Annotated in this window: 22 protein-coding genes; 10 read left to right on the top strand and 12 right to left on the bottom strand. The window is 71.8% G+C overall.

Annotation, left to right across the window (positions count from 1 at the left end; all coding sequences use genetic code 11):
* The first annotated feature begins 51 nt into the window (after positions 1–51).
* Entirely contained in the window at positions 52–939 is an 888-nt protein-coding gene (locus tag ACTMTJ_RS26750; protein WP_441220613.1) for a hypothetical protein, read from the top strand.
* On the opposite strand, the gene ACTMTJ_RS26745 is transcribed toward ACTMTJ_RS26750, so the two are convergent.
* Entirely contained in the window at positions 924–1700 is a 777-nt protein-coding gene (locus ACTMTJ_RS26745; RefSeq protein WP_441220611.1) for an AfsR/SARP family transcriptional regulator, read from the bottom strand. The genes ACTMTJ_RS26750 and ACTMTJ_RS26745 overlap by 16 nt on opposite strands.
* A 79-nt stretch (positions 1701–1779) precedes the next feature.
* On the opposite strand from ACTMTJ_RS26745, the gene ACTMTJ_RS26740 reads away from it, so the two are divergent.
* On the top strand, positions 1780–3048 hold the full coding sequence (locus tag ACTMTJ_RS26740) for an alpha-L-fucosidase (RefSeq protein WP_441220609.1): 1269 nt from the start codon (positions 1780–1782) through the stop codon (positions 3046–3048).
* A 775-nt stretch (positions 3049–3823) separates the two neighbouring features.
* On the opposite strand, the gene ACTMTJ_RS26735 is transcribed toward ACTMTJ_RS26740, so the two are convergent.
* Genes ACTMTJ_RS26735 through ACTMTJ_RS26720 form a run of 4 tightly spaced genes read right to left on the bottom strand, consistent with a single transcriptional unit; the run spans position 3824 to position 7911 of the window.
* Positions 3824–4663 carry a carbohydrate ABC transporter permease gene (locus ACTMTJ_RS26735; RefSeq protein ID WP_441220607.1) on the bottom strand — a complete coding sequence of 280 codons (840 nt, stop codon included), beginning with the start codon at positions 4661–4663 and terminating at the stop codon, positions 3824–3826.
* Positions 4663–5625: a carbohydrate ABC transporter permease gene (locus tag ACTMTJ_RS26730; protein ID WP_441220605.1), complete on the bottom strand. Its 963-nt coding sequence runs from the start codon at positions 5623–5625 to the stop codon at positions 4663–4665. Before ACTMTJ_RS26730 ends, ACTMTJ_RS26735 begins: the two co-directional genes overlap by 1 nt.
* A gap of 1 nt (position 5626) precedes the next feature.
* Complete coding sequence (locus ACTMTJ_RS26725; protein ID WP_441220604.1) at positions 5627–6916, bottom strand: ABC transporter substrate-binding protein; 1290 nt, start codon at positions 6914–6916, stop codon at positions 5627–5629.
* A gap of 38 nt (positions 6917–6954) precedes the next feature.
* Positions 6955–7911, bottom strand: a complete 957-nt coding sequence (locus ACTMTJ_RS26720; protein WP_441220602.1) for a carbohydrate kinase family protein — start codon at positions 7909–7911, stop codon at positions 6955–6957.
* A 137-nt stretch (positions 7912–8048) separates the two neighbouring features.
* On the opposite strand from ACTMTJ_RS26720, the gene ACTMTJ_RS26715 reads away from it, so the two are divergent.
* From ACTMTJ_RS26715 to ACTMTJ_RS26705, 3 genes are read left to right on the top strand one after another with little or no spacing between them, the layout of a single operon-like run.
* The gene (locus ACTMTJ_RS26715) at positions 8049–8777 is read left to right on the top strand and encodes a DeoR/GlpR family DNA-binding transcription regulator (RefSeq protein WP_441220600.1); all 729 of its coding nucleotides are present in this window, start codon (positions 8049–8051) and stop codon (positions 8775–8777) included.
* A complete protein-coding gene (locus ACTMTJ_RS26710; protein WP_441220598.1) occupies positions 8774–10216 on the top strand; it encodes a 6-phospho-beta-glucosidase in 1443 nt (480 codons plus the stop codon). Before ACTMTJ_RS26715 ends, ACTMTJ_RS26710 begins: the two co-directional genes overlap by 4 nt.
* Before the next feature lie 11 nt (positions 10217–10227).
* Positions 10228–13245 carry an alpha-mannosidase gene (locus tag ACTMTJ_RS26705; RefSeq protein ID WP_441220597.1) on the top strand — a complete coding sequence of 1006 codons (3018 nt, stop codon included), beginning with the start codon at positions 10228–10230 and terminating at the stop codon, positions 13243–13245.
* A gap of 76 nt (positions 13246–13321) precedes the next feature.
* Here ACTMTJ_RS26705 and ACTMTJ_RS26700 read toward each other — a convergent pair whose 3' ends face one another.
* The 4 genes from ACTMTJ_RS26700 to ACTMTJ_RS26685 all read right to left on the bottom strand — a co-directional run bounded on the left by ACTMTJ_RS26700 (position 13322) and on the right by ACTMTJ_RS26685 (position 18253).
* Complete coding sequence (locus ACTMTJ_RS26700; RefSeq protein WP_441220595.1) at positions 13322–14023, bottom strand: hypothetical protein; 702 nt, start codon at positions 14021–14023, stop codon at positions 13322–13324.
* A 137-nt stretch (positions 14024–14160) separates the two neighbouring features.
* Positions 14161–15222, bottom strand: a complete 1062-nt coding sequence (locus ACTMTJ_RS26695) for an AI-2E family transporter (protein ID WP_441220593.1) — start codon at positions 15220–15222, stop codon at positions 14161–14163.
* Between the two features lie 9 nt (positions 15223–15231).
* On the bottom strand, positions 15232–15780 hold the full coding sequence (locus ACTMTJ_RS26690) for a GNAT family N-acetyltransferase (RefSeq protein WP_441220591.1): 549 nt from the start codon (positions 15778–15780) through the stop codon (positions 15232–15234).
* Between the two features lie 67 nt (positions 15781–15847).
* Positions 15848–18253 (bottom strand): M14 family metallopeptidase, encoded by a 2406-nt coding sequence (locus ACTMTJ_RS26685; RefSeq protein WP_441220589.1) that lies wholly within the window; start codon positions 18251–18253, stop codon positions 15848–15850.
* A gap of 166 nt (positions 18254–18419) precedes the next feature.
* Between ACTMTJ_RS26685 and ACTMTJ_RS26680 the strand changes: the two genes are divergently transcribed.
* From ACTMTJ_RS26680 to ACTMTJ_RS26665, 4 genes are read left to right on the top strand one after another with little or no spacing between them, the layout of a single operon-like run.
* Positions 18420–19124, top strand: coding sequence for a hypothetical protein (locus tag ACTMTJ_RS26680; RefSeq protein ID WP_441220587.1), 705 nt, complete (start codon positions 18420–18422; stop codon positions 19122–19124).
* A gap of 9 nt (positions 19125–19133) precedes the next feature.
* Positions 19134–20093, top strand: a complete 960-nt coding sequence (locus ACTMTJ_RS26675; protein WP_441220585.1) for a LysR family transcriptional regulator — start codon at positions 19134–19136, stop codon at positions 20091–20093.
* Positions 20094–20147: 54 nt separating this feature from the next.
* Positions 20148–21410 (top strand): MFS transporter, encoded by a 1263-nt coding sequence (locus ACTMTJ_RS26670; protein ID WP_441220583.1) that lies wholly within the window; start codon positions 20148–20150, stop codon positions 21408–21410.
* Between the two features lie 55 nt (positions 21411–21465).
* Positions 21466–22479, top strand: coding sequence for a glycoside hydrolase family 6 protein (locus tag ACTMTJ_RS26665; RefSeq protein WP_441220582.1), 1014 nt, complete (start codon positions 21466–21468; stop codon positions 22477–22479).
* On the opposite strand, the gene ACTMTJ_RS26660 is transcribed toward ACTMTJ_RS26665, so the two are convergent.
* From ACTMTJ_RS26660 to ACTMTJ_RS26650, 3 genes are read right to left on the bottom strand one after another with little or no spacing between them, the layout of a single operon-like run.
* Entirely contained in the window at positions 22476–23297 is an 822-nt protein-coding gene (locus ACTMTJ_RS26660) for an ABC transporter permease (RefSeq protein ID WP_441220580.1), read from the bottom strand. The two genes, ACTMTJ_RS26665 and ACTMTJ_RS26660, sit on opposite strands and share 4 nt — an antisense overlap.
* Positions 23294–24274 (bottom strand): ABC transporter ATP-binding protein, encoded by a 981-nt coding sequence (locus ACTMTJ_RS26655; RefSeq protein WP_441220578.1) that lies wholly within the window; start codon positions 24272–24274, stop codon positions 23294–23296. The genes ACTMTJ_RS26660 and ACTMTJ_RS26655 overlap by 4 nt, the downstream gene beginning before the upstream one ends.
* Positions 24271–25080, bottom strand: coding sequence for an ABC transporter permease (locus ACTMTJ_RS26650; RefSeq protein ID WP_441220576.1), 810 nt, complete (start codon positions 25078–25080; stop codon positions 24271–24273). The genes ACTMTJ_RS26655 and ACTMTJ_RS26650 overlap by 4 nt, the downstream gene beginning before the upstream one ends.
* A 26-nt stretch (positions 25081–25106) precedes the next feature.
* Between ACTMTJ_RS26650 and ACTMTJ_RS26645 the strand changes: the two genes are divergently transcribed.
* Entirely contained in the window at positions 25107–26027 is a 921-nt protein-coding gene (locus tag ACTMTJ_RS26645; RefSeq protein ID WP_441220574.1) for a winged helix-turn-helix transcriptional regulator, read from the top strand.
* Positions 26028–26400 lie beyond the last annotated feature (373 nt).

Below are 26400 nucleotides of genomic sequence, written 5' to 3'. Positions count from 1 at the left end.
GCCGGGGCTCACCCGGCGTCCCAGTGTCTGTCGACAAGGGAGCGAGGAGAGATGATTCTGCGATCGGCGCGCGTTCTCGTAGCCGCGCTACTGGTGGTCGGCTGTGGTGCTCCCGTCGACCCCTTCGCGCCGACGGCGCGGGTCGAGGGCCTGCGCCTGCCGTTCGACGCGTACACGCATTCGCTGGCCGGGCTATACGCGATAGAGAACGCCAAGGACCTGCTCACCCGCGAGTGTATGGAGGCGAGAGGGCAGACGTGGGAGGCCATCGAGCGACCCACCAACCTGAAGGATCTGCGCAACCGCCGGCGCTACGGGGTCGTCGAGATGGGCGTCGCCGAGCGGGTCGGCTACCACGCGCCGGCCGGGCTGCTCACCCCGTTGGCGGTCGAGCGCCGGTACGACGCGCGCGAAGGGACCCTCACCGAGAGCCAGACGGCGGCGGCCTTCGGGCCGGGCGGTTGCGCGGACGAGGCGGCGACGCGGCTCCAGCCGGCCCGGAGTCCGGACCTGGAGCTCGTCGACCGGCTGAGCCGCGACTCACTCGACGACGCCCAGCAGGTGCCGCCGGTCGCGTCCGCGATGGGCGCGTGGCGCGAATGCCTGCGCGGCATGGGTTTCGACTACGCGACTCCCTTCGCGGCCATGTCCGACGCGCGATGGTGGGCGGACGACGCCGCCGAAGCGTCGGACGACGCCGCCGAAGCGTCGGGTGACGGCGCTGGAGCGTCGGGTGACGGCGCTGGAGCGTCGGGCGACGAGAAGGCGGTGGCCGTCGCCGACGTCCGCTGCAAGGAGCGGACCGGCCTCGTCGAGGTGTGGCACGCGGCCGAGGTGGAGATCCAGCGGAAGGAAATCCGGCGTCACCCGTCCTACTTCGAGGAGCTGGGCGCCGCGACGGAGGCCGAGCTGGCCGCCGCCCGTCAGGTGGTGGAGTAGAGGTCGAGGCGGGGGTCGCCGCGCAGGATGGCGTGCTCCAGCTCGCGCAACCCCCGCCCCGGATCCAAGCCGGTGCCGCCGGCCATGGCCGCGCGCGCGGCGCGGTAGGTGGCGAGCGCGTCCGCGATCAGGCCGGCCCGGTACTGCGCCAGCATGAGCTGGCCGACGAGCCGCTGCCGGTACGGGTGCTGCGCCACGAGCTCGACGAGCGTGCCGAGGACGCCGAGATGGTTGCCAGTGTGCAGCTCGGCGTCCACCCGCTCCTCCTCGGCCGCGAGGCGCTCCTGGGCGAGGCGGTGGGTGAGCCGCTCGACGACCTCAGGCGGCCCGGCGCCGGTGAGCGCCGCACCGCGCCACATGGCCAGGGCACGGCGCAGCGGGCCGAGCCGGTCGGCCTGGACCGCGCACTCCAGCGCCTGCGTGACCAGTACGCGAAACCGGTGCACGTCGACGCAGTGCGGGTCGGCGTGCAGCGCGTATCCGTCGCCGTGGCCGGCCAGCTCGACCTGGCCGGGGCGGAGCACCGCCCGCAACCGCGAGATGTTGACCGCGATGGCGTGCCGCGCCGTCCGGGGCGGGTGGGCCGGCCACGTGAGGTCGACCAGCCGGTCGACGCTGACCACGCGGTTGACCTCCATCGCCAGCAGCGCGAGGCAAAACCGTTGCTTGCGCGGGCCGAGGCCGAGGCGAGCGCCGTCACGCCACACCTCGACGGGACCCAACAGCCGGATGTCCATGGCCCCCCGATCCACATCGGACATTCTCCTACCGTATGCGAGCCGGCGGTGTTCGCACGTAAAGCCTTCCCTAAAAAGGGTGCGGGGCGGATAAGATCATGAGGTGCAGGATGCCTTCCGCGAGCGGCGTTTCGGGCTGTTCATCCACTGGGGCCTCTACGCGCTGCCGGCGCGGGGCGAGTGGATCCGCCACCACGAGCGGATTTCCAACGCCGACTACCAGCGCTACTTCGCGCACTTCATGCCGGATCTCTACGACCCGGCCGAGTGGGCGGAGCACGCGGCCGACGTGGGCGCCCGCTACGTCGTGGTCACCACCAAGCACCACGACGGGTTCTGCTTGTGGGACACCGCCCTCGGCGACTACAAGGCCACCAACACGCCGTGGGGCCGCGACCTCGTCGCCCCGCTCGTGGCCGCGCTGCGCGAGCGGGATCTCGGCGTCGGCTTCTACCACTCGCTGATCGACTGGCACCACCCCGACTTCCCGATCGACGGCCTGCACCCCGAGCGTGACAACGAAACGCTGCGCGCCGAGCCCCGCGACATCGCCCGCTACCGCGAATACCTGCACGGCCAGGTGCGCGAGCTGCTCACCGGCTACGGCAGGCTCGACGAGCTGTGGCTCGACTTCTCGTACGTCGACCACACGCACTACGGCCAGCGCGTGTGGGGCGGCAAGGGCGCGGCCGACTGGGGCAGCGCCGAGCTGCTCGCGATGGTGCGCGAGCTCCAGCCCGGCGCGCTCGTCAACGACCGGCTCGACGTGCCCGGCGACTTCGTGACGCCGGAGCAGTACCAGCCGAGCAAGCCACTCACCCGCGACGGCGAGCCGGTCCGGTGGGAGGCCTGCCAGACCCTCAACGGCACCTGGGGCTACGACCGCGACAACACCGACTTCAAGTCGGTCGACCTGCTGGTGCGGATGCTCGTCGACACCGTCTCCATGGACGGCAACTTCCTGCTCAACGTCGGCCCCACCGCCCGCGGCCAGTTCGACCCGCGGGCGGTCGAGACCCTGCGCGGCATCGGCCGGTGGATGCGCCTGCACGGCCGCTCCATCTACGGCGCCGGCCCCAGCACGTTCACCGCGCCGCCCGACTGCCGCTACACCCAGCGCGGCGATCGGCTTTACCTGCACCTGTTCGCGTGGCCGTTCGACGCGGTCCATCTACCCGGGTTGGCCGAGCGCCTGGAGTACGCCCAGTTTCTGCATGACGGCGCCGAAGTCCGTTGGACGGTCGCGGATCCCAGCCGCGGCGCGGCCTACGCGACCGTCGCGGAGAGCCAGCCGGCCGGCACGGTGACGCTGGAGCTGCCGGTGCGCCGCCCCGACGTCGAGGTCCCGGTGATCGAGCTCTTCCTCCGCTGATCGGCGGGCCGGCTTTCCAAGGGCGGTCCCAGACGGAGACTTCCGCGGCCCACGCCGTCGTGCGCGCGGGGCAGTGGGCAATCCGGTGAGGTCGGGTGTCGCGGGTGCCCTTGCTCCGCACCCTATGAGGGCGGCTGGGCGGTCGAGCCCGCGCCCGAGCATGGGTGACCACTATGGGGGAGCAGAGCAAAGCCACCCGCGCGCGTCTACCGGCGGCGGGACGGGGGAGGCCGCGGGAGCAGCCTCACCCGAGCGCTCAGGAGCTTTCAGAGTCGGGGTGGCTTCGAGCCCTATTTAGATTTGAGCTACCGCGATGTCCGTCGTGGTCCAGACCGCTGCTCCCGCGGCCTCACCCATCCGCCGTTGGTCACGGCACCCCTACGCGCCACCGGCCAGGGCGGAAAGGGGGCGGGGTTGATTGGGCTCCCGCGAGGCGGTGGTCGACGTTTGTCCACAATGCCCGTTCCCGGATCGGCGACCCGGAAAGCAAACGAAGTCCCGCCCCTGGGCTGGTAACGCTGCGTCAGGACGGCGGAGGTAAAGCCCGCGAAGACCCTGTCTCGCGGAGCTGGCAGTGGACGGCCGGGGGGTCGGCGAGCGCTGCGAGCCGCCGGCCGGGAGCGGTGCCCGCGGGAGCATACGGTCCGCCGCTGACGCGGACGCGGGCAAATATGCCTCGAAGCAACGCCACGACGAGCGACCCTTACCCGAAAGGTCTCTCGTGACACGGCGAACTCCGTCTCTACCGCCCGTAGCTCGTACGCGGGCGGCATGCTCACCCCTTGAACGCGCCCTTCGCGAGGTCGGCGATGAAGCCGCGCGCGAAGATGGTGAACGCGATGACGAGCGGGAACATGGCCAGCAGCGCGCCGGTGACGATCCGGCTGTAGTCGAGCTGGTGGGTGCCGTTGAGCTGCGAGAGCGCCACCTGCAACGTGACCTTCTCCGGGTTGGTCAGCACGATGAGCGGCCACAGGTAGTCGTTCCAAGTGCTGACGAACGTGTAGATGCCCAGGAACGAGAGGCCGGGACGCAGCACCGGCAGCGCCACGCTCCAGTAGAGGCGGAAGAACCGGGCCCCGTCGAGCCGGGCCGCGTCGAGCAGGTCGTCGGAGATCGCACCCTTGATGTACTGCCGCATCCAGAAGATGCCGAACGCGTTGGCCGCGGCCGGGATGATCAGCGCTTTGAGGTCGCCGATCCAGCCGAGCTCCGCCATCGTGATGAACTGCGGGATCACTGCGAGCTGTACCGGCAGCATGAACGTGCCCAGCAGCAGCCCGAAGAGCAGCCGCCGCCCCGGGAAGTCGAACTTGGCGAACGTGAACGCGGCCAGCGAGTCGAAGAACAGCACCAGCACGGTGACCGAGCAGGCGACGATCAGCGTGTTCAGCATCGAGCCGAAGAAGTCGATGCTGTCGAAGACGTTGCGCACGTTGGTGCCGAACTCCGAGCCGAGCGTCAGCTTCGGCGGGAAGCGGTAGATGTCCTCCGTGCTGTTGGTCGCCATCACGAGCGTCCAGTAGAACGGGAACAGCGACACGATCGCGCCGAAGACGAGCGCGGCGTGCAGCAGGACGCCGCGGCGGCGGATCCGAACCTTGAGCACCGACATCAGTCCTCCCGCCGTTGCACGAGGCGCCAGTTGATGACCGCGAAGAGCAGGATGACCATGAAGACCGCCCACGAGATCGCGGCCGCGTACCCGAAGTCGTTGTTGTCGAACGCCTGGTGGTAGAAGTAGAGGACCATGGTCAGACCCTCCTGGCCGGGCCCGCCGGTGTTCGGCGTGGTGTTGTTGCCCGGGATCATGACCTGCGGCTCGGTAAACGTCTGCATCCCGCCGACCGTCGAGACGATCACCGTGAAGAGGATGACCGGGCGCAGCATCGGCAGCGTGATCCGGAAGAACGACTGCACCGGACCGGCACCGTCCACCTTGGCCGCCTCGTAGAGGTCGCCGGGGATGGCCTGGAGGCCGGCGAGGTAGATGATCGCGTTGTACCCGGTCCACTGCCAGGTGCCCACCGCGGCGATCGCGATCTTGAGGCCCCACGGGTCGCTGAGCCACCGCACCTCGGGCAGATGCAGCCAGTGCAGCACCGCGTTGGCCAGCCCGAAGTTGGAGGCGAAGACGGCGCCGAAGAAGAGCGCCATCGCGACCACCGACGTGACGTTGGGGACGAAGTAGGCGATCCGGTAGAAGCCCCGGAAGCGGACGGCCGAGTTGAGCATCGCCGCGATCACCAGCGCCAGGCACAGCATCGGCACGGTCGAGAACAGCCAGATGATCACGGTGTTGCGCAGCGAATGCCAGAACGTGGCGTCTTCCACCAGGTACTTGAAGTTGGCCAGGCCCACGTACTCCATGTCGCCGAAGCCGTCCCAACGCTGGAACGCGAGGTAGAGCGAGAACAGCATCGGGAAGAGCCCGAACACGGCGAAGAGCACGTAGAACGGGGAGATCGCCAGGTACTGCGGCCAGAACCGCCACGGCCCGCGGCGCCGCCGGGTGGGTGCGGCATGCGCACCCACCCGGGTCACCGTTGGCGCCGCCGGCCGGTGGATGGTGGTCACGTCAGCTGACTCCCAGCCGTTCCCCGATCTTCTTGGCCTCGCTCACGGCGTCGTTCCACGCCTCGTCCGAGTTCTTGCCCTTGGCCTCCACGTTGGACAGTTGCGTGTAGAACGGCGCCTTGACGGCCGCGTCGTTCGGGCCCTCGTACGCGACCGGCACCTTCTCGGCGGCCGGGCCGAAGACCTTGATCGTGACCTGGTCGCCGAAGAACGGGTCCGGCTGGTTGAGCGCCGGCATCGCGTACGTCGCCGGGGACGCCGGGAAGATGGCCGCGTCGGTGAAGCCCTGCGCCTGGTTGTCCGGGCTGAGGATCCAGCTGATGATCTCGAACGACTTGGTGGGGTTGCGGCTCGCCTTCGGGATGGTCAGGAACGAGCCGCCGTAGTTGCCCGGGCCGCCCGGCGTCGCCGCGACGCGCCACTTGCCGGACGTGGACTCGGCCGCCGACCGGATGTCCAGTGCCATCCACGCCGCGCCGATGACGCTCGGCAGCGTGCCCTTGGTGAGCGCGGCGTTGAAGTCCTGGCTGCCGCCCGGGGTCTTCGCGTTGATGCCCAGCTCGAGCGACTTGACCGCGAGGTCCCACGCGGCGCGGACGTGGTCCTGGTCGCCGATGAACTTGTTGTTCTCGTCGACGAAGCGCTTGGCGCCCTGCCCGATCGCCATGTCGAACACGGCCGTCGTCTCCACGACCATGAACGCGCCGGGCACCTTGCCCTTGAGCTCGACCCCGGCGTCGAAGAACGCGTCCCAGGTGGGCATGGCCGCGGCCACCTTGTCCGGATCGGTGGGCAGCCCCGCCTTCTCGTACACGTCCGCCCGGTAGTACAGCGCGGTCGGCCCGATGTCGATGGGGAAGCCGATCACCTTGCCGTCCTTGGTGGTGGCCTGCCGCCACTTCCACTCCACGTACTGGCTCTTCAGCGTGTCGAACCCGAGCTCGTTCAGGTCGAGGAACTGCTCCTGCTGGGCCAGGAACGTGGAGATGTCCTCGCCCTTGACCCCGGTGATGTCGGGGATGCCGGACCGGCCGCTCATCGTGGTCAGCAGCTTCTCCTTGAAGGTGCCGCCGATCTCGGACATCGTCACCTTGACGTCGGGGAACCGCGTGGCGACGCCGTCGAGCACCTTCTTGCTCAGCCCGCCGCTCCAGTACCAGAGGGTCAGCTCCTTGCTGTCTCCGCCGGTGCCGCCGCCGGCCGCGTCGTCGTCGCCGCACGCGGCCAGCCCGCCGAGCGCCGTGCCGGCCAGCCCGAGGGCGCCGAGCTGGAGCAGCCGTCTTCTGTTCATATCCATGGGGGTGCCTACCCTTCACGTTCCACAATGGATCAGTCTGCTATCGCGGTGTCGAGGAAGCCGTAGTCGGTGCCGCCGTTGGTGCGCCGCCAGGCGGCGATCTCCGCCCAGGTCGGCGCCGCGGGCGCGCCACCCAGCCGGCGTACCGACAGGGCGGCGGTGAGGTTCGCGAAGCGCAGCCGGTCGGCCAGCGGCCAGCCGGCGAGGCTCGCGACGATGAACCCGGCGCCGAACACGTCCCCGGCGCCGGTGGTGTCCAGGGCCGGGACGGAAATCCCGGGCACGGACGCGGATTCCCCCGTCGTGGCGTCCACCGCGAGCGCCCCCTCGGCGCCGCAGGTGATGACCGCGACCGGCACGAGGTCGGCCAGCCGGTGCAGCGCGCCGGCCGGTGTCGAGGCGCCGGTGTAGTGCATCGCCTCCATGGCGTTGGGCAGGAAGGCGTGGCAGTAGGAAAGCTGGCGCAGCACCTCGCGCGACCAGGTGCCGGACGGGTCCCATCCGACGTCGGCGAAGACCAGGCTGCCCTGTGCGTGTGCCCGGGCCAGCCAGTCCTGCTCCCACGGTCCGATGTGGACCATGGCGGCCCGGCTCGCCGGCGGCAGCCCGATCAGCTCGTCGGCGGTCACAGGCGGCGGTGTGCCGTGGGTGACCAGGGCCCGGTCGTCGTCGTACGCGAGGGAGACGGTGACCGGCGTGGACCAGCCGGCGAACCGCCGTGACACGGACAGGTCGATGCCCTCCTGCCGCGACAGGTTGTCCCAGCAGATGTCGCCGTAGGTGTCCGCGCCGAACGCGGCCGCGAGCGACGTGCGGGCGCCGAGCCGGCTCAGCGCCACCGCGAAGTTCGCGATGCCGCCCGGTCCGACGCCCATCTGGTCGGTCCAGACCTCGGCGCCCAGCGTCGGCGGCTTCGCCAGTCCGGTGAAGACCATGTCGTAGAAGAGCAGGCCGGACAGGAAGACGTCGACGGGCTCCGCGTCAGCCATGGACAACCTCCCGTTCATAGTTGCGCAGAATTTTGCACCCCATGAGCGAGGTTGGCAATAGTCGCTCAAACTCCGTCATAGCGCTGAGCGAGTTTGAGTGATAGCTTCTTGCCGTGCTTCCCCAACAGCGTCACGAGATGATCTTGCGTACGCTGCGGGCCGATGGCCCCGCGGCGGTGCGGGTCCTGGCCGACCGCCTCGGCGTGAGCCAGGCGACGGTCCGCCGCGACCTCGTCCAGCTCCAGCAGGAGGGTCGCCTCACCCGGGTCTACGGCGGAGCCGTGTCCTCCACCGACGTCGACGAGCCGTTCGCCGAGGTCGCCGCCGTCCGCGTGCGGGAGAAGGACGACATCGCCGCACGCTGCGCCGAGATCGTCAAGGACGGCGAGACGATCATCCTCGACATCGGCACCACCGCACACCGGCTGGCACACCGGCTGCACGGGCGCTCGATCACGGTCATCACCAGCAGCCTCGCGGTGTGCGAGGAGCTCGTCGATGACCACGACATCCAGCTCGTGCTGCTCGGCGGCGTCGTGCGCCGCAGCTACCGCTCGATGGTCGGCTTCCTGACCGAAGACGCGCTGCGCCAGGTGCGCGCCGACCGCCTCTTTCTCGGCACCAGCGGCGTGCGGTCGGACGGGCAGGTCATGGACACCACCGTGGTCGAGGTGCCGGTCAAGCGCGCGATGATCGCGGCGGCCGAGCAGGTGGTGCTGATCGCCGACGAGAGCAAGTTTCCCGGCACCGGCATGGCCCGGGTCTGCGGGCCGGAAGACCTGCACGTGGTCGTCACCAACGGCACCGCCGACGCGGGCACCCGGGCCGCTTTCGCCGACGCGGGCGTGGAGGTCCAGACCGTATGAGGCTGACCATCCTGGGCGGCGGTGGCTTCCGGGTGCCGCTGGTGTACCGGGCCCTGCTCGACGACCGCCGGGCCGGGCGGGTCACCGACGTGGTCCTGCACGATGTCGACGCCTCCCGCCTTGCCGCCATCCGGCGGGTGCTGGCCGAGCAGGCCGACGGTGTCGCCGACCCACCGCGGATCACCCACACCACCGACCTCGACGAGGCCATCCGCGGCGCCGACTTCGTCTTCTCCGCGATCCGGGTCGGCGGCCTCGCCGGCCGCGCGTCCGACGAGCGGATCGCGCTCGACGAGGGCGTGCTCGGCCAGGAGACGGTCGGCGCCGGCGGCGTGTCCTACGGGCTGCGCACCCTGCCCGTCGCCATCCAGGTGGCCCGCCGGGTCGCCGCGCTGGCGCCGGAGGCCTGGGTCATCAACTTCACCAACCCGGCCGGCATGGTCACCGAGGCGATGGCGGCGCATCTCGGCGACCGCGTCATCGGCATCTGCGACTCGCCGGTCGGGCTGGGCCGCCGCGTCGCCCGCGCGCTCGGCCTCGACCCGGCCGCGGTGCAGCTCGACTACGCCGGCCTCAACCATCTCGGCTGGCTGCGCGGCGTGCACGCCGGCGGCGTCGACCACCTGCCCCGGCTGCTGGCCGACCCGGAGGCGCTCTCCTCGTTCGAGGAGGGCAAGCTCTTCGGCACCGACTGGCTGCGGACGCTGGGCGCCCTGCCCAACGAGTACCTGCACCACTACTACTACACGCGCGAGGCGGTCACCACTGGGCGGGCGAGCGCGCAGACCCGCGGCGCCTTCCTGCTGGAGCAGCAGGACCGCTTCTACACGGCGACGGCGAGGGGCTCCGGCTCGGCGCTCGCCGCGTGGGAGGACGCCCGGCTGGAGCGCGAGCGGACGTATGGCGCGGAGAGCCGGGCCGCCACCGGCGCCGGCCCGCGCGACTCCTGCGACCTGGACGGCGGCGGCTACGAGCAGGTCGCGCTCGCCCTCATGCGCGCCATCGCGCACGACGAGCCGGCCACGCTCATCCTCAACGTCCGCAACCGCGCCCCGGGGCCGGCAAGCTCCGACCCGAGGAGCGGAGCGACGAGGGCGGAGCGCGCCGGGCGCCCGGGGCGCTCCGCGAGCGAAGCGAGCGCAGCCAGCAGAGTCACGCTGTCCATCTTGGACGCGGACGCGGTCGTCGAGGTGCCCTGTGCCGTCGACGGCGGCGGTCCCCGGCCGTTCGCGGTCGACCCGCTGCCCGAGCACGCGGCCGGGCTCGTGTGCGGCGTGAAGGCGGTGGAGCGGGCGGCCATCGAGGCGGCCGTGACCGGCTCGCGCGCCGCCGCGCTCAAGGCGATCGCGCTGCACCCGCTCGTCGACTCGGTCACCGTCGCCCAGCGCCTGCTCGACAGGTACGTGCGGCACCATCCACACCTGGCCTACCTGAGCTGAGGGAGACGGCGTTGCACGACAACCGGAGACTCGTCGAGGAACGGCTCGCCCGCGCGCTGCGCGAGCGGATCCGCCCGGCGCGCTACGCGGCGTCCGTCCCGCTGCGGGTGGAGGCCTGGCAGGCGCCGGGCGAGCCGGTGCCGGTCGCGGAGGCGCTCGCCGCCGGCTACTCACCCTTCGCGATCGGCGAAGCGTGGGGTCCGCCGTGGTCCACCACCTGGTTTCGGGTACAGGGAAGCGTGCCGGCCGCCTGGGCCGATCGCCAGGTGGAGGCGGTCTTCGACCTCGGGTTCGTCGGCGACTGGCCAGGCAACCAGGCCGAGGCGCTTGTCTACGACCACAGTGGACGACCGATCAAGGGTGTCGCGCCGCGCAACCAGTACGTCCCGGTCCCGTCCCGCGGCGACGTGCGCCTGTTCGTCGAGGCGGCGGCCAACCCGGACATCCTCGCCGGCGGCTTCCGGCCCACGCCGCTCGGCGACAAGGCGACGGCGGGCGACGTGCCGCTCTACCGGCTGACCCGCGCCGACCTCGCCGTGCTCGACCTCGACGTGTGGCACCTGACGCTCGACATCGAGGTGCTCAGCGAGCTGATGGCCGAGCTGTCCGTCAACGAGCCGCGCCGGCACGAGATCCTGCGCGCCCTGGAGCGCGCGCTCGACGTGCTCGACCTGCTGGACGTGCCCGCCACCGCGGGCCGGGCCCGCAAGGAGCTGGCCGACACGCTGGCCCGGCCGGCCCACCGCAGCGCGCACATCCTCTCCGCCGCCGGCCACGCGCACATCGACAGCGCCTGGCTGTGGCCGCTGCGCGAGACCGTGCGCAAGTCCGCGCGCACGTTCGCCAACGTCACCGCCCTCGCCGCGGAGTACCCGGAGCTGATCTTCGCGGCCTCGCAGGCGCAGCAGTACGACTGGGTCAAGCGGCACCAGCCGGAGATCTACGCCCGCGTCAAGGCCACTGTCGACAACGGACAGTGGGTGCCGGTCGGCGGCATGTGGGTCGAGTCCGACGCCAACCTGCCCGGCGGCGAGGCGCTCGCCCGCCAGCTCACGCACGGCAAGCGGTTCTTCCTCGACGAGTTCGGCGTGGAGTGCGAGGAGGTGTGGCTGCCCGACTCGTTCGGCTACACGGCCGCCTTCCCGCAGCTGGCCCGGCTGGCCGGGATGCGCTGGTTCCTGACCCAGAAGCTGTCCTGGAACCAGACCAACCGGCTGCCGCACCACACGTTCTGGTGGGAGGGCATCGACGGCACCCGGGTGTTCACCCACTTCCCGCCGATCGACACGTACGTGGCGGCGTTCGAGGGCAAGGAGCTGGCCCACGCCGTCGCGAACTACTCGGAGAAGGGGCGCGGCACGCGCTCGCTCGTCCCGTTCGGGTACGGCGACGGCGGTGGCGGCCCCACCCGGGAGATGATGGAGAAGGCGCGCCGCCTGCGCGACCTGGAGGGCTCGCCACGGGTGGTCATCGAGCGCCCGTCCGACTTCTTCCGCGCGGCCGAGGCAGAGTACCCGGACGCACCGGTCTGGTCCGGCGAGCTCTACCTGGAGCTGCACCGCGCCACGTACACCACCCAGGCGCGCATCAAGGCCGGCAACAGGCGCAGCGAGCACCTGCTGCGCGAGGCCGAGCTGTGGGCGGCCACCGCGTCCCTCCACACCGGACACCCATACCCCTACGACGACCTGGACAGGTTGTGGAAGACGGTGCTGCTGCACCAGTTTCACGACATCCTGCCAGGCAGCTCCATCGCCTGGGTGCACCGCGAGGCCGAGCAGACGTACGCGCGGGTCGCCGCCGAGCTGGAGTCCATCATCGACGGTGCGGTCGCCGCGCTCGGCGGTTCCCCCGCGGTCTTCAACGCCGCGCCGCACGCGCGGGCCGAGGTCGTCGACGGCGTCTTCGTGCGGGTGCCCGCGCTCGGCGCCGCGCCGCTGACCCCGGCCGACCCGCCGAGCATGGTGGCGGTCACCCCGCGTGTCCTCGACAACGGCCTGGTCCGGGTGGAGATCGACGACGACGGGCTGCTCACGTCGGTGCGCGACATGTCCACCGGCCGGGAAGCGCTCGCGCCCGGCGGCCGGGGCAACCTGCTCCAGCTCCACGCCGACCTGCCCAACGAGTGGGACGCGTGGGACATCGACGAGCACTACAAGCGGCAGCGGGTCGACCTGACCGCCGCCGACGCGATCACCGTCGAGTCCGCCGGTCCGCTCGTCGGCGCGGTGCGGGTCGAGCGCAGCTTCGGCTCCTCGCGGATCAGCCAGACCATCACGCTGCGGGCCGGCAGCCGCCGCGTCGACGTGGTCACCGAGATCGACTGGCACGAGACCGAGAAGATCCTCAAGGCGGCGTTCCCGCTCGACGTGCACGCCGACCGGTCCACATCGGAGATCCAGTTCGGGCACGTGCACCGGCCCACGCACGTCAACACCGGCTGGGAGGCCGCCCGTTTCGAGGTCTGGGCGCACCGCTGGGTGCACGTCGGCGAGACCGGCTACGGCGTCGCGCTGGTCACCGACTCGACGTACGGACACGACGCCGGCCGGCACACCCGCGAGGGCGGCGGCACGACCACGACCGTGCGGCTCAGCCTCGTGCGCGCGCCCCGCTCGCCCGACCCGCACGCCGACCAGGGCGCGCACCGGTTCACCTACGCGATCGTGCCCGGCGCCACGGTCGCGGACGCGGTGGCCGAGGGCTATGCCCTCAACCTCCCGCTGAGGGCGACCCCGGGTGCGGCGGCGGCCGGTGCGCTCCCGCCGCCGCTGGTGACGTGCGAGGGCGCCACCGTGGAGGCGGTCAAGCTCGCCGACGACCGCACCGGCGACGTGGTCGTGCGCCTCTACGAGTCGCTCGGCGGCCGCGCCGAAGCCGTGCTGCGGGCCGGCTTCCCGCTGGCGGCGGCCGAGGTGGTCGACCTCCTGGAGCGCCCGTTGCCCGACACTCCGCTGGAGGCCGGCGAAGTCCGCCTACCCCTACGCCCCTTCGAGATCGTCACCCTCCGCCTCCGCCCCGCCGCCTAGCCGTGTTGATCAGGGAGTTGGTGACGCGGCGCGCCGGCCGACCCGCCCACCAACTCCCTGATCGACGGCAGAGGGGCTAGCCGCGGAGGGCGGCGGCGCCCGCGGGGGAGAGGGTCAGCGCGCCGTCGAACGTGAGCCAGGACTCGCCGCTCGGCGACGGCAGGCCGGTGATCGCGTCGAAGATGTCGGCGATGATGATCGGGCACCGCCACGTGCGGTTGGCGCGCGGGATGGCGCCCTCGTTGCCGACGAGCTTGCCGGTCAGGTTGGCCGGGTCGGTGCCGGCGAACGGCGCGCCGGTCAACGATCCACTTTGGTCGGTCGTGAGCGACGTGCGGAACGGGCCGATCGTGCAGGTGTTGAGCAGCACGTCCGCCTCGGCGACCACCTCGCCGCTGAGCGAGATGTGGATCCCGTCCGCGCCGAACGTCACCGGGCCGGTGAAGTCGCTGGCCGGCTTGATCCGCACCGGGACGTCGATCAGGCCCAGCTTGTCGATGGGCACCGACAGCGGCGCGAACGCGAGGTTCGCCCGTGGGATGGTGGCCTCGAGGGTGAGCTCCGGCGTGAAGTCGACGACGCCGCAGGCCGTGCCGCTGGCCCCCGTCGCCGGGTCCAGCCGGCCGATCTTGACCTTGCCGTTGCTGAGCGTGCTGGTGAACGGGATGCCGTTCGTCGGGCATGCCGGAGCGGCCACCGCCGGGGAGTGGGGAATCGCGGCCGCGGCCACGGCGAGGAGCAGCACGGTGAGTAGGGAGACCGGACGAGTGAGCGACATGTGTACACCTCCACAAGGTGCGTGCGGGGCCCCGCAGCGTCGCTACCGATCGGTAAGTTACCGGCGAGTTTAGGACTCGCAACGGTGTCCGTCAATGTCCCGACCACGTGCGGATGGGCCACCCTGAGGCTAGTTTCCTAGGACGCTCTAGGGGGTGTGCCCGTCCGGCGGCCGTGCCACAGGTCGCGGGCGATGAGCTGGATGGTGCCGGCGACCGGGATGGCCAGGAGGGCGCCGAGGATGCCGGCCAGCTCGACCGCGATCAGGATGGCGATCAGCACCGTGAGCGGGTTGAGCTGGACGGTGCGGGCGAAGACCAGCGGCTGGAGCAGATGGTTTTCCAGCTGCTGGTACGCGACGAAGAAGACGATCAGCACGATGCCGGCGGTGACCGACTCGGTGAAGCCGGCGAGGATCGCGACCGCGGCGCCGAGGGTGGCGCCGACGAGCGGGATCAGGTCGGCGATCGCGACGAACAGGGCGATCAGGCCGGCGAACGGCACACCGAGGATCATCAGGACGACGTAGGTGAGGACACCGCAGACGAGGCTGATCAGCAGGTTGCCGGTGATGTAGCCGGTGACGGTGCGGGCGCAGGCGGAGCCGACCCGCCGGATCCGCTCGGCCGTCGCGGGCTCGAACAGGCCGAGGAGCGCGGCGACGAACTTCGGGGCTTGAAGCACCATCAGGTACGCGAGGACGAAGATCGTGACGATGCCCACGACGGTCGTCGCCACACCGGTGAGGAAGCCGAGGGTGGGCCCGCCGAGGTTCGACGCGTACTGGCGGATCTGGTCGGAGTGGCTTTCCAGGTACGACACGACGTGGAAGCGCTCGGCGAGGTGGCCGACCGGGCCGCGGCCCGCGCGGATGTCGGCGACGATCCGGGGAAAGTCGTCGTAGAGCTGGCTGCCCTCGCGGACCAGCGGCACCGCGAACAGGGCCACCAGCCCGGCGAGGAGGAGGGCTACCGCGAAGAAGACGAGCAGTGTCGCCAGCCATCGCCTGCACCAGGTGAGCCGGCGTTCCGTCCAGTCGACCGCCGGCTTGAGCGCCACCGCGAAGAACGCGGCGACGACGATCCAGACGAGCACCCGGGCCGTGTGCACGACGAGGTACAGCGACACCGCCGTCGCCAGTACCAGGGCGATGACGACAAGAGTGCGCCGCGCGGTGGTCCGCGTATCGGCGGAGGCCATGGGGCGGGGCTACCCGCCGGCGGGCGTTCCATGCATGGGTGAGGGGTCGTCCCGGGTGCGGCTGTAGAGGTAGCCGTCGCGCCACTGGCCGGCGCGAAACTCGCAGGCGCGCACCACGCCCTCCAGGTGGAAGCCGGCCTTCTCCAGCGACTTCTGCTCGGCGATGTTCTCCGGGTGGGTGCCGGCCTGCACGCGATGCATGGGCGTGTGGGTGAAGAGGTAGTCGGTGAGCATCGCCTGCGCCCGCCAGCCGATGCCCTTGCCGCGCCACTCGGGGAGCAACGCGATCCCGATCTCCCAATGCTTGGTCGGGCCGCCGAAGTCGCGCAGTGCCCAGCTCACGAAGCCGGCGGCGACCTTCTCCGGCGCCACCTCGACCATCAGCCGGCTGCTCGTCGCGCTGAGGTAGCCGTCGGCGGCGAACCGGCGCGCGGGCTCCTGCGCGTCGCGGAAGCCGGTCCAGTCGAGCCCGACGAGCCCCGGCTCCGTCGCGAACCGGCGGAACATCGCCAGATCTTCCTCGACGACCGGGCGCAGGCGGATCTCCAGATCGTTCATGCCGGAACGGTAGCCGGCCGCGGCGGGGGAGCGCCGCGGCCGGTACTCAGGGGTTCGATACCCGGCGTCAGGTGTCGGAGAGCACCGCGTAGGCGCGGTTCCAGTTCTTGGCGTCGGTGTCGGGGCGGTAGTTGTTTTCGATGTTGCCGGCGGCGTCCACGGAGAACCAGAAGACCCGCGTGCCGTACGGCACGGTGAGGGTCTCGCCCGCCTCGCGGATGCCCGCCGACGCGTACAGGGTGGACTCGAAGGTCGGCTTGGCGCCGTCGAGCGTGTAGAACACCGCGGCCGGCTCGCTCGTCTCGAACTTCACCTCGACCATGCCCTCGGTCGGGCTCGGCGCGACCGCGAGGGTGCTGGTCGGGCGCTTCTTGTCCTTGTCGTAGTCGCGGGCGACCCGGAAGAGCTCGACGAGGCCGTTGGAGAACTCCATCGTCTCGGCGTGCGCTTCCTCCCACTCCGGCTGGAACTCGGTGCCGACCTCGAAGTTCCAGGCGTAGATGCCGTACTTGTACCAGAGCATGTCACCGGAGTTGCCGGCCGCCGAGTACAGCACGTCGGAGATCGGGCCGGTCCGGGCCGGGGTCACCGCCATGTTCCGGTGGCGCTTGATGGCGGTGAGGATCCGCGAGGACGCGCCCCAGAAGTACGACTCCTCGGCCAGCGTGGGCCGCGGCGCGGAGATCCGGCCCGGCAGGCTGTACGAGCCCGGCGACCACATGAAGTAGTTGCCGGAGGAGTGCAGGTTCATCGAGAACTTGATGTTGGGGCGGCTGGCCAGCCAGTTCAGGTTCTTGTTCTCCGGTTCGGTGAGCTCGCTCGGGCCGGCGAACGTGCCGCTCGTGCAGCTCGTCGACGCGCCCGAGTACCCGTCGAAGAGGCTGTACTCGGTGTAGTTGCGGTTGTTGTCGACGCCCCAGGAGTTGCGGCCCAGCGCGTCGGTCTCGGCGCCCGGCGCGCAGTGGTTGGTCATGTTCTTGCGCTGCGAGTTGAAGTCGTAGAACGAGTAGTGCCCGCCGTCGGGGTTGATCGACGGGGCGATCCAGATGTCGAGCGAGCGGAGCAGCTCCTGGGTCTTGGGGTCGTGCTTCTGGTTGCGCAGCAGCCGCTCGGCGGTCTCGATAGTGACCAGCGGCGGCACCCACTCGCGGGCGTGTTCCTGCGCGTAGGCGAGCACACCGGGCCGGGAGCCGTCGCGGAACTTGCCGATCCGCAGCGCGTACACCGGCTGGGGACCGCGGATGACGCTGGCCGGCGCGTGCAGGTTGTCGGTCAGCGGCGTCGCCGCGATCGGCGCGACCACACCGGCGCCGGCGTTGCCCCGGTAGGTGTACGCCTTGACGAGGCTGCCCGCCGCGCCGTTGATGACGGCGGCGACCTGGGCCGCGGTGCTGGTGACGGTGCCGGCGGCGTCGGTGGACAGGCTCACCCGGATGGCCTTGCCGGTCACGGTCGCGGTGAGCGGCTGGTCGGCGGCGCCCGGGTTGGCCAGCTCGACGGTGATGTCGTTGCCGCCCTCGTGACCCCAGGCCAGCGAGTCGACCGCCACCCGGCTGTCGTTGGCCGAGCCGAGCACGACCTGCGCCTTGCGCCGGTAGCCGTTGGTCTTGTAGGGCAGCTCGACCACCTCGGCGAGCTGCGGGTACTCCGCGGCCAGCCGCTTGATCCGGTCGTACAGCTCGGTCGGGGTGAGGTAGCTGGTGACGAAGTCCTTCTGGTAGCCGGGGCCTTCCGGGGACTCGCCGGGGATCGGCAGCCACTCCTTGACCTGCGCGACCGCGACGTCACCGGTGGGGCTGGTGATCTGGATCTTGTCGGGTCGGCTGGTGACGGCGGCGGCGCCGCGGTGGTAGAGGTACACGCCCGCGTCGACGAACCGGGAGATGGTCTGCGTGCCGCCCGAGCCCATCTCGGTGCCGGGGCCGCTGTCGCGGCTCACGGTCAGCGTGTTGGCCGCGGTCTGGCCCTGGGCCCACTTCGCCTCGACGGAGAGCACCTGGCTGGTTCCTGAGGTGTAGTAGTCGGCCCGAATGATCTTGACGTCGGAGACGGTGGCGCTCCGCGCCGCGGCGCTGAACGCCTGGTTCTCCGCCTTGTGGTCGGCGATCGTCGCGTCGCGTTCGGCGATCCGGTGGGCGCTGTCCGCCGGGTCGAAGAGCGTCCCGCCGACCCGGTAGCCGAGGGTGCGCAGGCCCTTGACCTCGTTCGGGGTGACCACGGCGTGGACGACGATGCCCGCGTGCGTGTGGGAGACGTGGTGGTCGAGGTCGACGCCGGTGGCGACGAGCCGGTCCAGCTCGTCGCGGTCGGCGACCGTCACCTCGACGACGCTGGCCTCTTCGTCGGCGAGGCGTTCGAGGGCGGCGGGGGCCGGCTCGGCGGGAGCGGTGGTGGGGATGGCGGTGGCGGGAGTGGCCACGATCAGGAAGGCGGCCGCCGCCGCGGTGGCGATGACGATAGCTCTTCGCGACATCTCGGTACCTTTCATGTCCATAGTGGACGGAAGGTCGGGGGTGTTCGACCATCGTGGATGGCGCCGACTTGATCTGTCAATCACCGGCGAAAGCGTTCGTCACCTGTAACAAAGCCAGGACCGCCGCACGCGACACATGTCGCGTGGATCTAGCAGAATGTCCGCTGTGTACCGCGTTCTAGTGATCGCCCTCGCCCTGGTCGTGGCCGGCTGCACGTCACGGGACACCGTGGCGGAGCCCCTGCCGTCGCCCTCGCCTACGCCCTCTCCAACCCCGGCCGCGTCTCCGTCCGGGCCCTCGCCGATCCCGACCGCGTCGCTGACCGGGCCGCTGCGGGTGACCGCCGGCATGACCCGGCCGGGGACCCGGCTCCGCTTCGGCCAGAAGGCGACCGTGCCGATCCGCCAGTTCAACCCGCGGCGCGACGCCTATCTCGAAGGGGTGCTCGGCATCGTGGTGCAGCCCATCCGCAGCATCCCCGGCTCCCAGGTCAAGGGCAACTTCGACGCCCGGAGCGCCGCCGAGCTCAAGCGCAGCCGCGCCTACTACGTCAAAATCATCATCACGAACGAGAGCGGCAACCCGCTGCCGCTGGAACGCCCCCAGTTCGACGGGCTGTACGGCGACGGTGACCTCTCCTACAACGTGCTGATCGGCGGCGAGATACCGGGCTGCGAGGAGGTGGGCGCCCCGGAGGCCTTCGACCGCAAGGGCGCGCGCTGGGAGACCTGCGACCGGTGGATCTCCTCGCCGTCCGAGCCGATCCGGCAGGTCAGCTACCAGGGAGTGCCGTACGGCGAGGCGCCGAAGGCCTTCGCCGACTCGAAGTTCAACCGGCACTACAACCTCGGCCCCATCGTCTGGCGCTAGAGACTGACGATGGCGGACGATCTGGAGTTCCGGCTGCTGCGCTACTTCGTCGCGGTGGCGGAGGAGCTACATTTCGGCCGGGCGGCGCAGCGGTTGTTCGTGGCGCAGCAGGCGGTCAGCCGGGACATCCGGCGGCTGGAGCAGCGGCTTGGCGTGACCCTGCTCGACCGGGGCACCCGGCGGGTGGCGCTCACCCCGGCCGGCGAGCGGCTCCTGGCGCGGGCGCGGCAGCTGCTGGCCCTGCACGACGAGACGGTGCGGGAGGTGCGCGCCGGCACGGCCCCGCTCTACGTCAACGTGGTGGGCCAGAAGCTGACGCCGGCGCGGCTGCTGGCCTCGGCGCGGGAGGAGGCGCCGGACCTGGAGTTCGCGGCGACGTTCCACGCGCGGTTGGAGACGTCGGTGCCGTTGCTGCTGTCCCATCGCCTCCAGGTGGTGTTCGGCCGGCGGGCCGGTCTTCCCGCGCACCTGGCCGCGCGGGTCGCGCACCGGTTGGTGCGGTGGGAGCCGCTCGCGCTGCTGCTGCCCGAGGGGCATCCGCTGGCCGGCGGCGGGAGTGTGGCGTTCGCGCGGCTGGGCGGGCTGGAGCTGTGCCTGCACGCGGGTAACCAGTCGTCGCCGGAGTGGACGGACGTGGGTGTCCAGCTGGCCGCGGCGAGCGGTGCGGTCCTCGAGCCGGACCACCCGCCGGCGTACGGCGTGGACGAGTTGGCGCACCGGGTGCGGCGGCACGGTACGCCGGTGCTGGCGTTGAGCACGCAGCCGGCGGTGCCGGGGGCGGTACTGGTCCCGATCGTCGATCCGGTGCCGGTGTACCCGTGGAGCATGCTGTGGCACCGCGACGTGCGCCACCCGGGCCTGGACGTGCTGCGGGCGGTGGCCCGGCGGGCCGCGCGGGCCGAGGGCTGGCTCGACCTGCCCGGTGGCGCGTGGCGGCCCGAGCCCGAGGCGACAACCGGAGTGCGTTAATCGGGCGTGGACAGGTGTTGGACCGGCGGGTGGGCCGGCGCCGACCGTTGAGTCATGCCACCGTCCTTCGCCCGCTTGTGGATCGTTCAAGCCGTGTCCGACTTCGGCACGTACCTGACGTTTGTCGCGCTGCCGCTGATCGCCGTCGTCGAGCTGGACGCGTCGGCGGGGGAGCTCGGCCTGCTGGTAGGCGCCGGCACGGCTCCGCTGGCGTTCGCCTGGCCGCTGTTCGGGGTGCTGGCCGACCGGGTCGACCGGCGGCACATCATGCTGGTGACATACGCCGGCCGGGTGCTGCTCCACGCCTGGGTGCCGGTCGCCGCCGTGGCCGGTGTGCTGAGCATGGCCCAGCTGGTGGTCGCGTACTTCCTCGTCTCGTTCCTCAAGGTCGGCTTCGACGTCGCGGCGCCCAGCCTGCTGCCGGCGCTGGTCGGACCGGACCACCTCGTCCTGGCGAACAGCAGGCTGGAAGCCACCCGCTCGCTCGCGATGATCATCGGGCCGGCGCTCGGCGGCGCGCTCGCCGAGGTGATCCGGCCCAGCGGCGCGGTCGCGGTCGCCGCCACCACCTACCTCGCCGCGGCGCTGCTGGTCGGGACCATCCCGCCGCTCAGGTCCGCCGGCGGGCCACCGCGCGCGGTCGACGAGGCGCTCGGCCGTCGTGGTGGGGCCGACCGCGCCCGGCGCCGCGGCGTGGCGCGGGAGATGTGGGAGGGCGTCGCGGCCGTGTGGCGGCACCCGGTGCTGCGCCCGATGGCCGTCTCGTCCGCGCTGCTGAACGCCTTCTACGCGCTGCGCACGCCGCTGGTCGCCGTCTACGTCGTGCGCGACCTCGGCTTCCCGCCGGCCGCGTTCGGCCTGGTCCTCGGCGCGGCCGGACCGGGCGCGCTGCTGGGCTCGCTGGCCGCCGCCCGGGTCGCCGCCCGGCTCGGCTTCGGCCGCACGATGGTCGCCGCGGCCCTCCTGGCCGGTGCGCCCGTGCTGCTCGTGCCGCTCGCGACCGGCCGGGGCCCGGGCTCGCTCGGGCTGCTCGCCGGCAGCGCGCTGCTGGTCGGCTTCGGCATGCAGGTCTACAACGTCACCCTGATCGCCGGCCGCCAGGCGATCACCCCGGACCACCTGATCGGCCGCGTCACCGCCAGCTTCCGCTGGGCCGCGTGGGCGGCGGCACCGCTGGCCGCGGCCGCCGGCGGACCGCTCAGCGGTGCGCTCGGGGTACGCGGGGCCATCGCGGTCGCCGGCGCGGGCCTGCTGCTGCCGGCCGCCCGCCTGCTCGCCTCGCCCGTGCGCCGGACGGCCGCCCTCTCGGCCCGCTGATCCGCCGGTGCACGCTGTGCGTATTCATGGTTATCGTCCTGACGTGGGAGGTGGTATGCGGGTCGTCGGTCGGATGGCGGCAGCGGTCCTGGCGGTGGGTGCCCTCGTCGCGTGCGACGGTTCGGGCACAGATTCACCGCCGGCCGGGGTGTGGACGGCCGCGAGCAGCCCACCGCCGAGCGTCGCGCCGAAGGCGGCCCCGGCCGCGGCGGGCTTCTACGTCGACCCGGACACCTCGGCCGCCGACTGGGTCGCCGCCAACCCCAAGGACCCGCGGGCCGCCGTCATCCGCGACCGCATCGCGCGCGTGCCGCAGGGCCGGTGGTTCACGCAGAAGAACACCGCGGCGGTACGCTCCGAAGTGGACGCTTTCGTGGGTGCGGCCGCCGCCGCGGGGCAGACCCCGATCCTCGTGGTCTACAACATCCCCAACCGCGATTGCAGCGGTGCCAGCGCCGGCGGCATGCCCAGCCACGACGAGTATCGAAAGTGGATAGACGAGGTGGCCGCCGGGCTGGCCGGGCGCCCCGCGACCGTCGTCCTCGAGCCCGACGTGCTGCCGCTGATGAGCAACTGCCTCAACACCGCCCAGCAGGCCGAGGTGCACGCCTCGATGGCGTACGCGACCCGGAAGCTGAAGGCCGCCTCGGCGGCGGCGAAGGTGTACCTGGACGCCGGACACTCCAACTGGCTGCCGCCCGCCGAGATGGCCGGCCGGCTCGTCGCCGCCGGCATCAAGGAGAGCGGGGACGGCATCTCCACCAACGTCTCCAACTACCGATCCACGCGGGACGAGGTGGCGTACGCGAAGAAGGTCCTCGCCGCGGTCGGCGTCGCCAGGCTGCGCGCCGTGGTCGACACGAGCCGCAACGGCAACGGGCCGCTGGGCGACGAGTGGTGCGACCCGAAGGGCCGGGCGATCGGCACGCCGAGCACCACCGCCACCGGCGACCCCAAGGTCGCGGCGTTCCTGTGGGTGAAGCTGCCCGGCGAGTCGGACGGCTGCATCGCGGGCGCCGGCCGGTTCGTACCCGAGCGGGCGTACGAGCTGGCCACCGCCAGGCGCTAGAAGAGCTGGAGCGAGCCGGTCTTCTGCGCGTGGCGCTCGCCGACCCGCAGCGTCACCGCGGTCAGGGCGAAGAGCGCGGCGGAAAGGACGCCCAGCAGGGCCAGCTCGCCGCCCAGTTCGCGTACGCCTTCGCCGTCGAGCAGGGCGCCGCGGAGCACGGCGAGGCTCGTCGTGAGCGGGAAGGCGAGGCCGATCGCCTTGACCCACAACGGCATTGCGAACAGCGGCAGCCGCACACCAGCGACGAACCACAGTGGATCGTCCAAAAGGGTGTAGAGGAACGCCGAGTCGCGGGAGAACATCAGCAGGCTGTTGAGAAACGCGCCCCAGGCGACCGCCGGCACGAGGAGGGCGGCCAGCGCGAGCGGGTACATGCCGGGGTGCGCCACGTGCAGCGTGCCCGTCGCGGCCGCCGCCGCCACCGCGAAGGCGCCGAAGAGCCACGCGTTCTGCACGAGCGCGCCGGAACCGTTCGCCACCACCAGGGCGAGCCGGCTCGCCGGCGTCAGGAACAGCGCCTCCAGCGTGCCGCTCACCCGTTCGAACGAGAAGTGCCACGCGGACTGCACGAGCGAGAAGAAGAACGTGTACGCGAGCGCGCCGGCCGCCAGGAACGCCGCCAGCCGCTGCGGCTCGGCGACCAGGGGCCAGCGCGCGGCGGCGCCGGGTGTCGCGGTGACCGGCAGGATCGTGTAGTACGCCGTCGCGAGCGTGAGCACCGGCCACACCAGCATCGAGAAGACGACGAGCTTGGTGCCGAAGATGCGGCGGTGCTGCTTGAGCGCCTCGGCGAGCACCACCCGCCACGCGGCGCTCATCGGGCGGCCATCGCGAGGATCGCGTCCTCCAGCGTCGGCGGCGACACTTCGACGCGGGCGATGGCGCCGCCCGCACGTACCACGGTGGTCGTCAACTCACCGGCGAGGTCGTCGGGATGGCGGAGGGTGACCCGCGGCCGGCCGTCGACGTCCGTGTCGTGCCAGACCTCGGCGCCGGCGCGGGCGGCGAGCGCGTCCACCGCCTTGCTCGCGTCCGGCGCCGGCTCGGTCAGCGTGAGCTCCACGGTGTGCGGCAGGCGGGTGCCGGCGGTCAGCTCGGCCGGGCTGCCGGCGGCGACGAGCGCGCCGCGGTCGATGACGTGGACGTACCGGCACAGCTGCTCCACCTCGGCCAGGTAGTGCGAGGTCAGCAACACGCCCACGCCGCCGGCGGCCAGGTCGGCGACGACCGCGCGCAGGTCGCGGGCGATCGGCGCGTCCAGTCCGAGCGTCGGCTCGTCGAGCAGCAGGTAGGCGGGGGAGTTGACGAGCCCGCGGGCGATGCTGAGCCGCTGCCGCATGCCGCGCGAGTAGCGCTCGACGAGCGTGCCGGCCGCGTCGGTGAGGCCGACGAGGTCGAGCAGCTCGCCGATCCGGCGGTGGAGGGTGGCGCGCGGCACGTCGTAGAGCTGACCGAAGTACCAGAGGTTTTCCCGGCCGGTCATCCGCGCGTACACCATGCGCTCGCCGCCGGCGATGAGGTTGATCCGGCGCCGCACCTCGCGCGCGTCGCGCACCACGTCGAGACCGTCCACTGTGGCCGTGCCCGAGGTGGGGCGGAGCAGCGTGGCCATCATCTTGATGGTGGTGGTCTTGCCGGCGCCGTTGAGCCCCAGCAGGCCGGTCACCGCGCCGGGCGGGATGCTCAGCGAGAGCCCGTCGACGGCTGGCGCGCCCGCCGGCGGCCGCCTGCCGAACAGCCGGCGCGGCGGCGGAAACGTCTTGGTCAGCCGCTCGGTGACGATGCCGGCGCTCACGCGGCACCGCCCCGCTGCACGGCGATCCGCTCGGCCGGCCCGAGCAGGCGGAGCCCGACGGCGAGGTACGCCAGCCCGAGGCCCGCGCAGAGGAGCAGGTCGGGAAGGATCGCGCCGACGGTCTCGTGTCGCAGGGCGGCGCCGCGCAGCGCCCGCAGCCCCGAGGTGAGCGGCAGCGCCTCGCCGAGCCACCGCAGCGGGTCGGGCAGCGACGCCGGTGGAAACGTGAACCCGCAGAGCAGCGCCATGCCGACGAACAGCGTGTTCTGCGTGATGTGCGCCTCGCCGACCGAGATCATGATGGCGCTGAGCGGCACCGAGATCCCAAACACCGCCGCCCCCGCCGCCGCGACCGCGCAGAGCAGCGCGAGCGGGTCGGGCGCCGGCAGCCGCACCCCGATCGCCACCGCGAACGCGAGCATCACCGCCACCTCGGCCACCGTCGTGGTGAAGGCCTGGAGACCCACACCGACGAGGTACGGCAGGCGCCGGGCCGGTGCCAGGAGCTGGCTTTCGAAGGTGCCCTCGCGCTGCTCGGTGATCTGCGCCTTCGCGACCCACAGCACCATGCGGGTGGCGAACATGAGCGCGGCGGCGCCCACGGTGACGTAGCCCAGGTAGTCGCTCGTCCCTCCGTCGGCCAGGAAGACGGCGCTGACCTGGCCACCCCCGATCGCGTGGAAGGCGAGATAGGCAAGGCCCACCGTGAGCACCCCGGTGGCGACGGTGCCGACGAAGTACGTCCATGGGTACGCGCGCAGGGTCACCAGCCAGTTGCGGCGCATCGTGGGCAGAGCGGTCGGCACGTCGTATCCTTCCTGGCGAGGACTGAGTGAGTTTCGAATGGGAACTTACCCCGGAGGGGGTGGTCATGTACATAGGCCGGGTCGCCGACGAGACGTGCGGCATCGCCCACGCCGCCGCCGTCATGGGCGACTGGTGGAACCTGCTCGTGCTGCGCGAGGTCGCCCGCGGCCACATGCGCTTCGACGAGCTGGTCGGTGAGCTGGGCGTGTCCCGCAAGGTGCTCACCGAGCGCCTCACCCACCTGGTCGAGCACGACGTGGTCGCACGGGTGCCGTACCAGGACCGCCCGCCCCGGTACGAGTACCGCCTCACCGAGCGCGGCCGGGCGTTCCTCCCGGTGCTGGTCGGCATGCAGGACTGGGCCGACCGCTGGCTGCTCGGCGACGGCACGCTCAGCGCCAGCGCCCCGTCCGACGGCGCCGAGGCCGCCCGCGTGCGCTCACTGCCCGGCGGCACGATCCCGGCCGACCTCACCCTCGTCGACTCCACCGGCGCCCGACGCGACCCGGTGGCGCCCGACGTGCCCGCCACGGTGCTCTTCACCTATCCGGCGACCGGCCGCCCCACCCCACTGCCCGCGGGCTGGAACGACATCCCCGGCACCGTGGGCTGCACGCTGGAGAACCGCCTCTTCCGCGACCGGTGGCCGGCGTTCACCGGCGCGGGTGTCGCGGTACACGGGGTGAGCACGCAGCGCCCGGAGGAGCAGGCCGCGTTCGCCAAGGCGGAAGGCGTGCCGTTTCCACTGATGTCCGACGTCGACCTCCGCCTGGCCGCCGCGCTCCGCCTGCCCACCGCCCGCATCGGCCAGCAGCCCCGCCTCAAACGCGCGGTGCTCGTGGTCACCCGCGACCGCACGGTCCGCCACACGATCTTCCCGGTCACCGACATCCCCGCCGCCGTCGAGGACGCCCTCGCCGTCGCCACCGCCCTTTCGAAACCCTGACGCGACCGCCTTCGGCCCTAGCCCGCCCCCGCGGTGGGGTGGCTTCGATTCCCTATTTGGACAGAGATTTGAGCTACCGCGACGTCCCGTCGTGGTCCAGACCGTTGCTCCCGCGGCCTCACCCGTCCGCCGCTGGTCCCGCTCACCCCTTCCCCGCCCGGCTCTCAAGAGGGCAGCCCTGTCACTGTCTGGGCGGGTATACGGGACCCCTGTTGGGAATTCACGCCCAAGAGGGCTGCCCTCTTGGGGCAAGGGGCGGGGCTTGTCGCGTGGAGCTGGCAGTGGACGGCCGGGGGTTTCGGCGAGCGCTGCGAGCCGCCGGCCGGGAGCGGTGCCCGCGGGAGCATACGGTCCGCCGCTGACGCGGACGTGG

Source organism: Phytohabitans sp. LJ34 (assembly GCF_052068095.1).
Lineage (GTDB): Bacteria > Actinomycetota > Actinomycetes > Mycobacteriales > Micromonosporaceae > Phytohabitans.
This window is presented reverse-complemented; position numbering and strand designations above follow the sequence as displayed.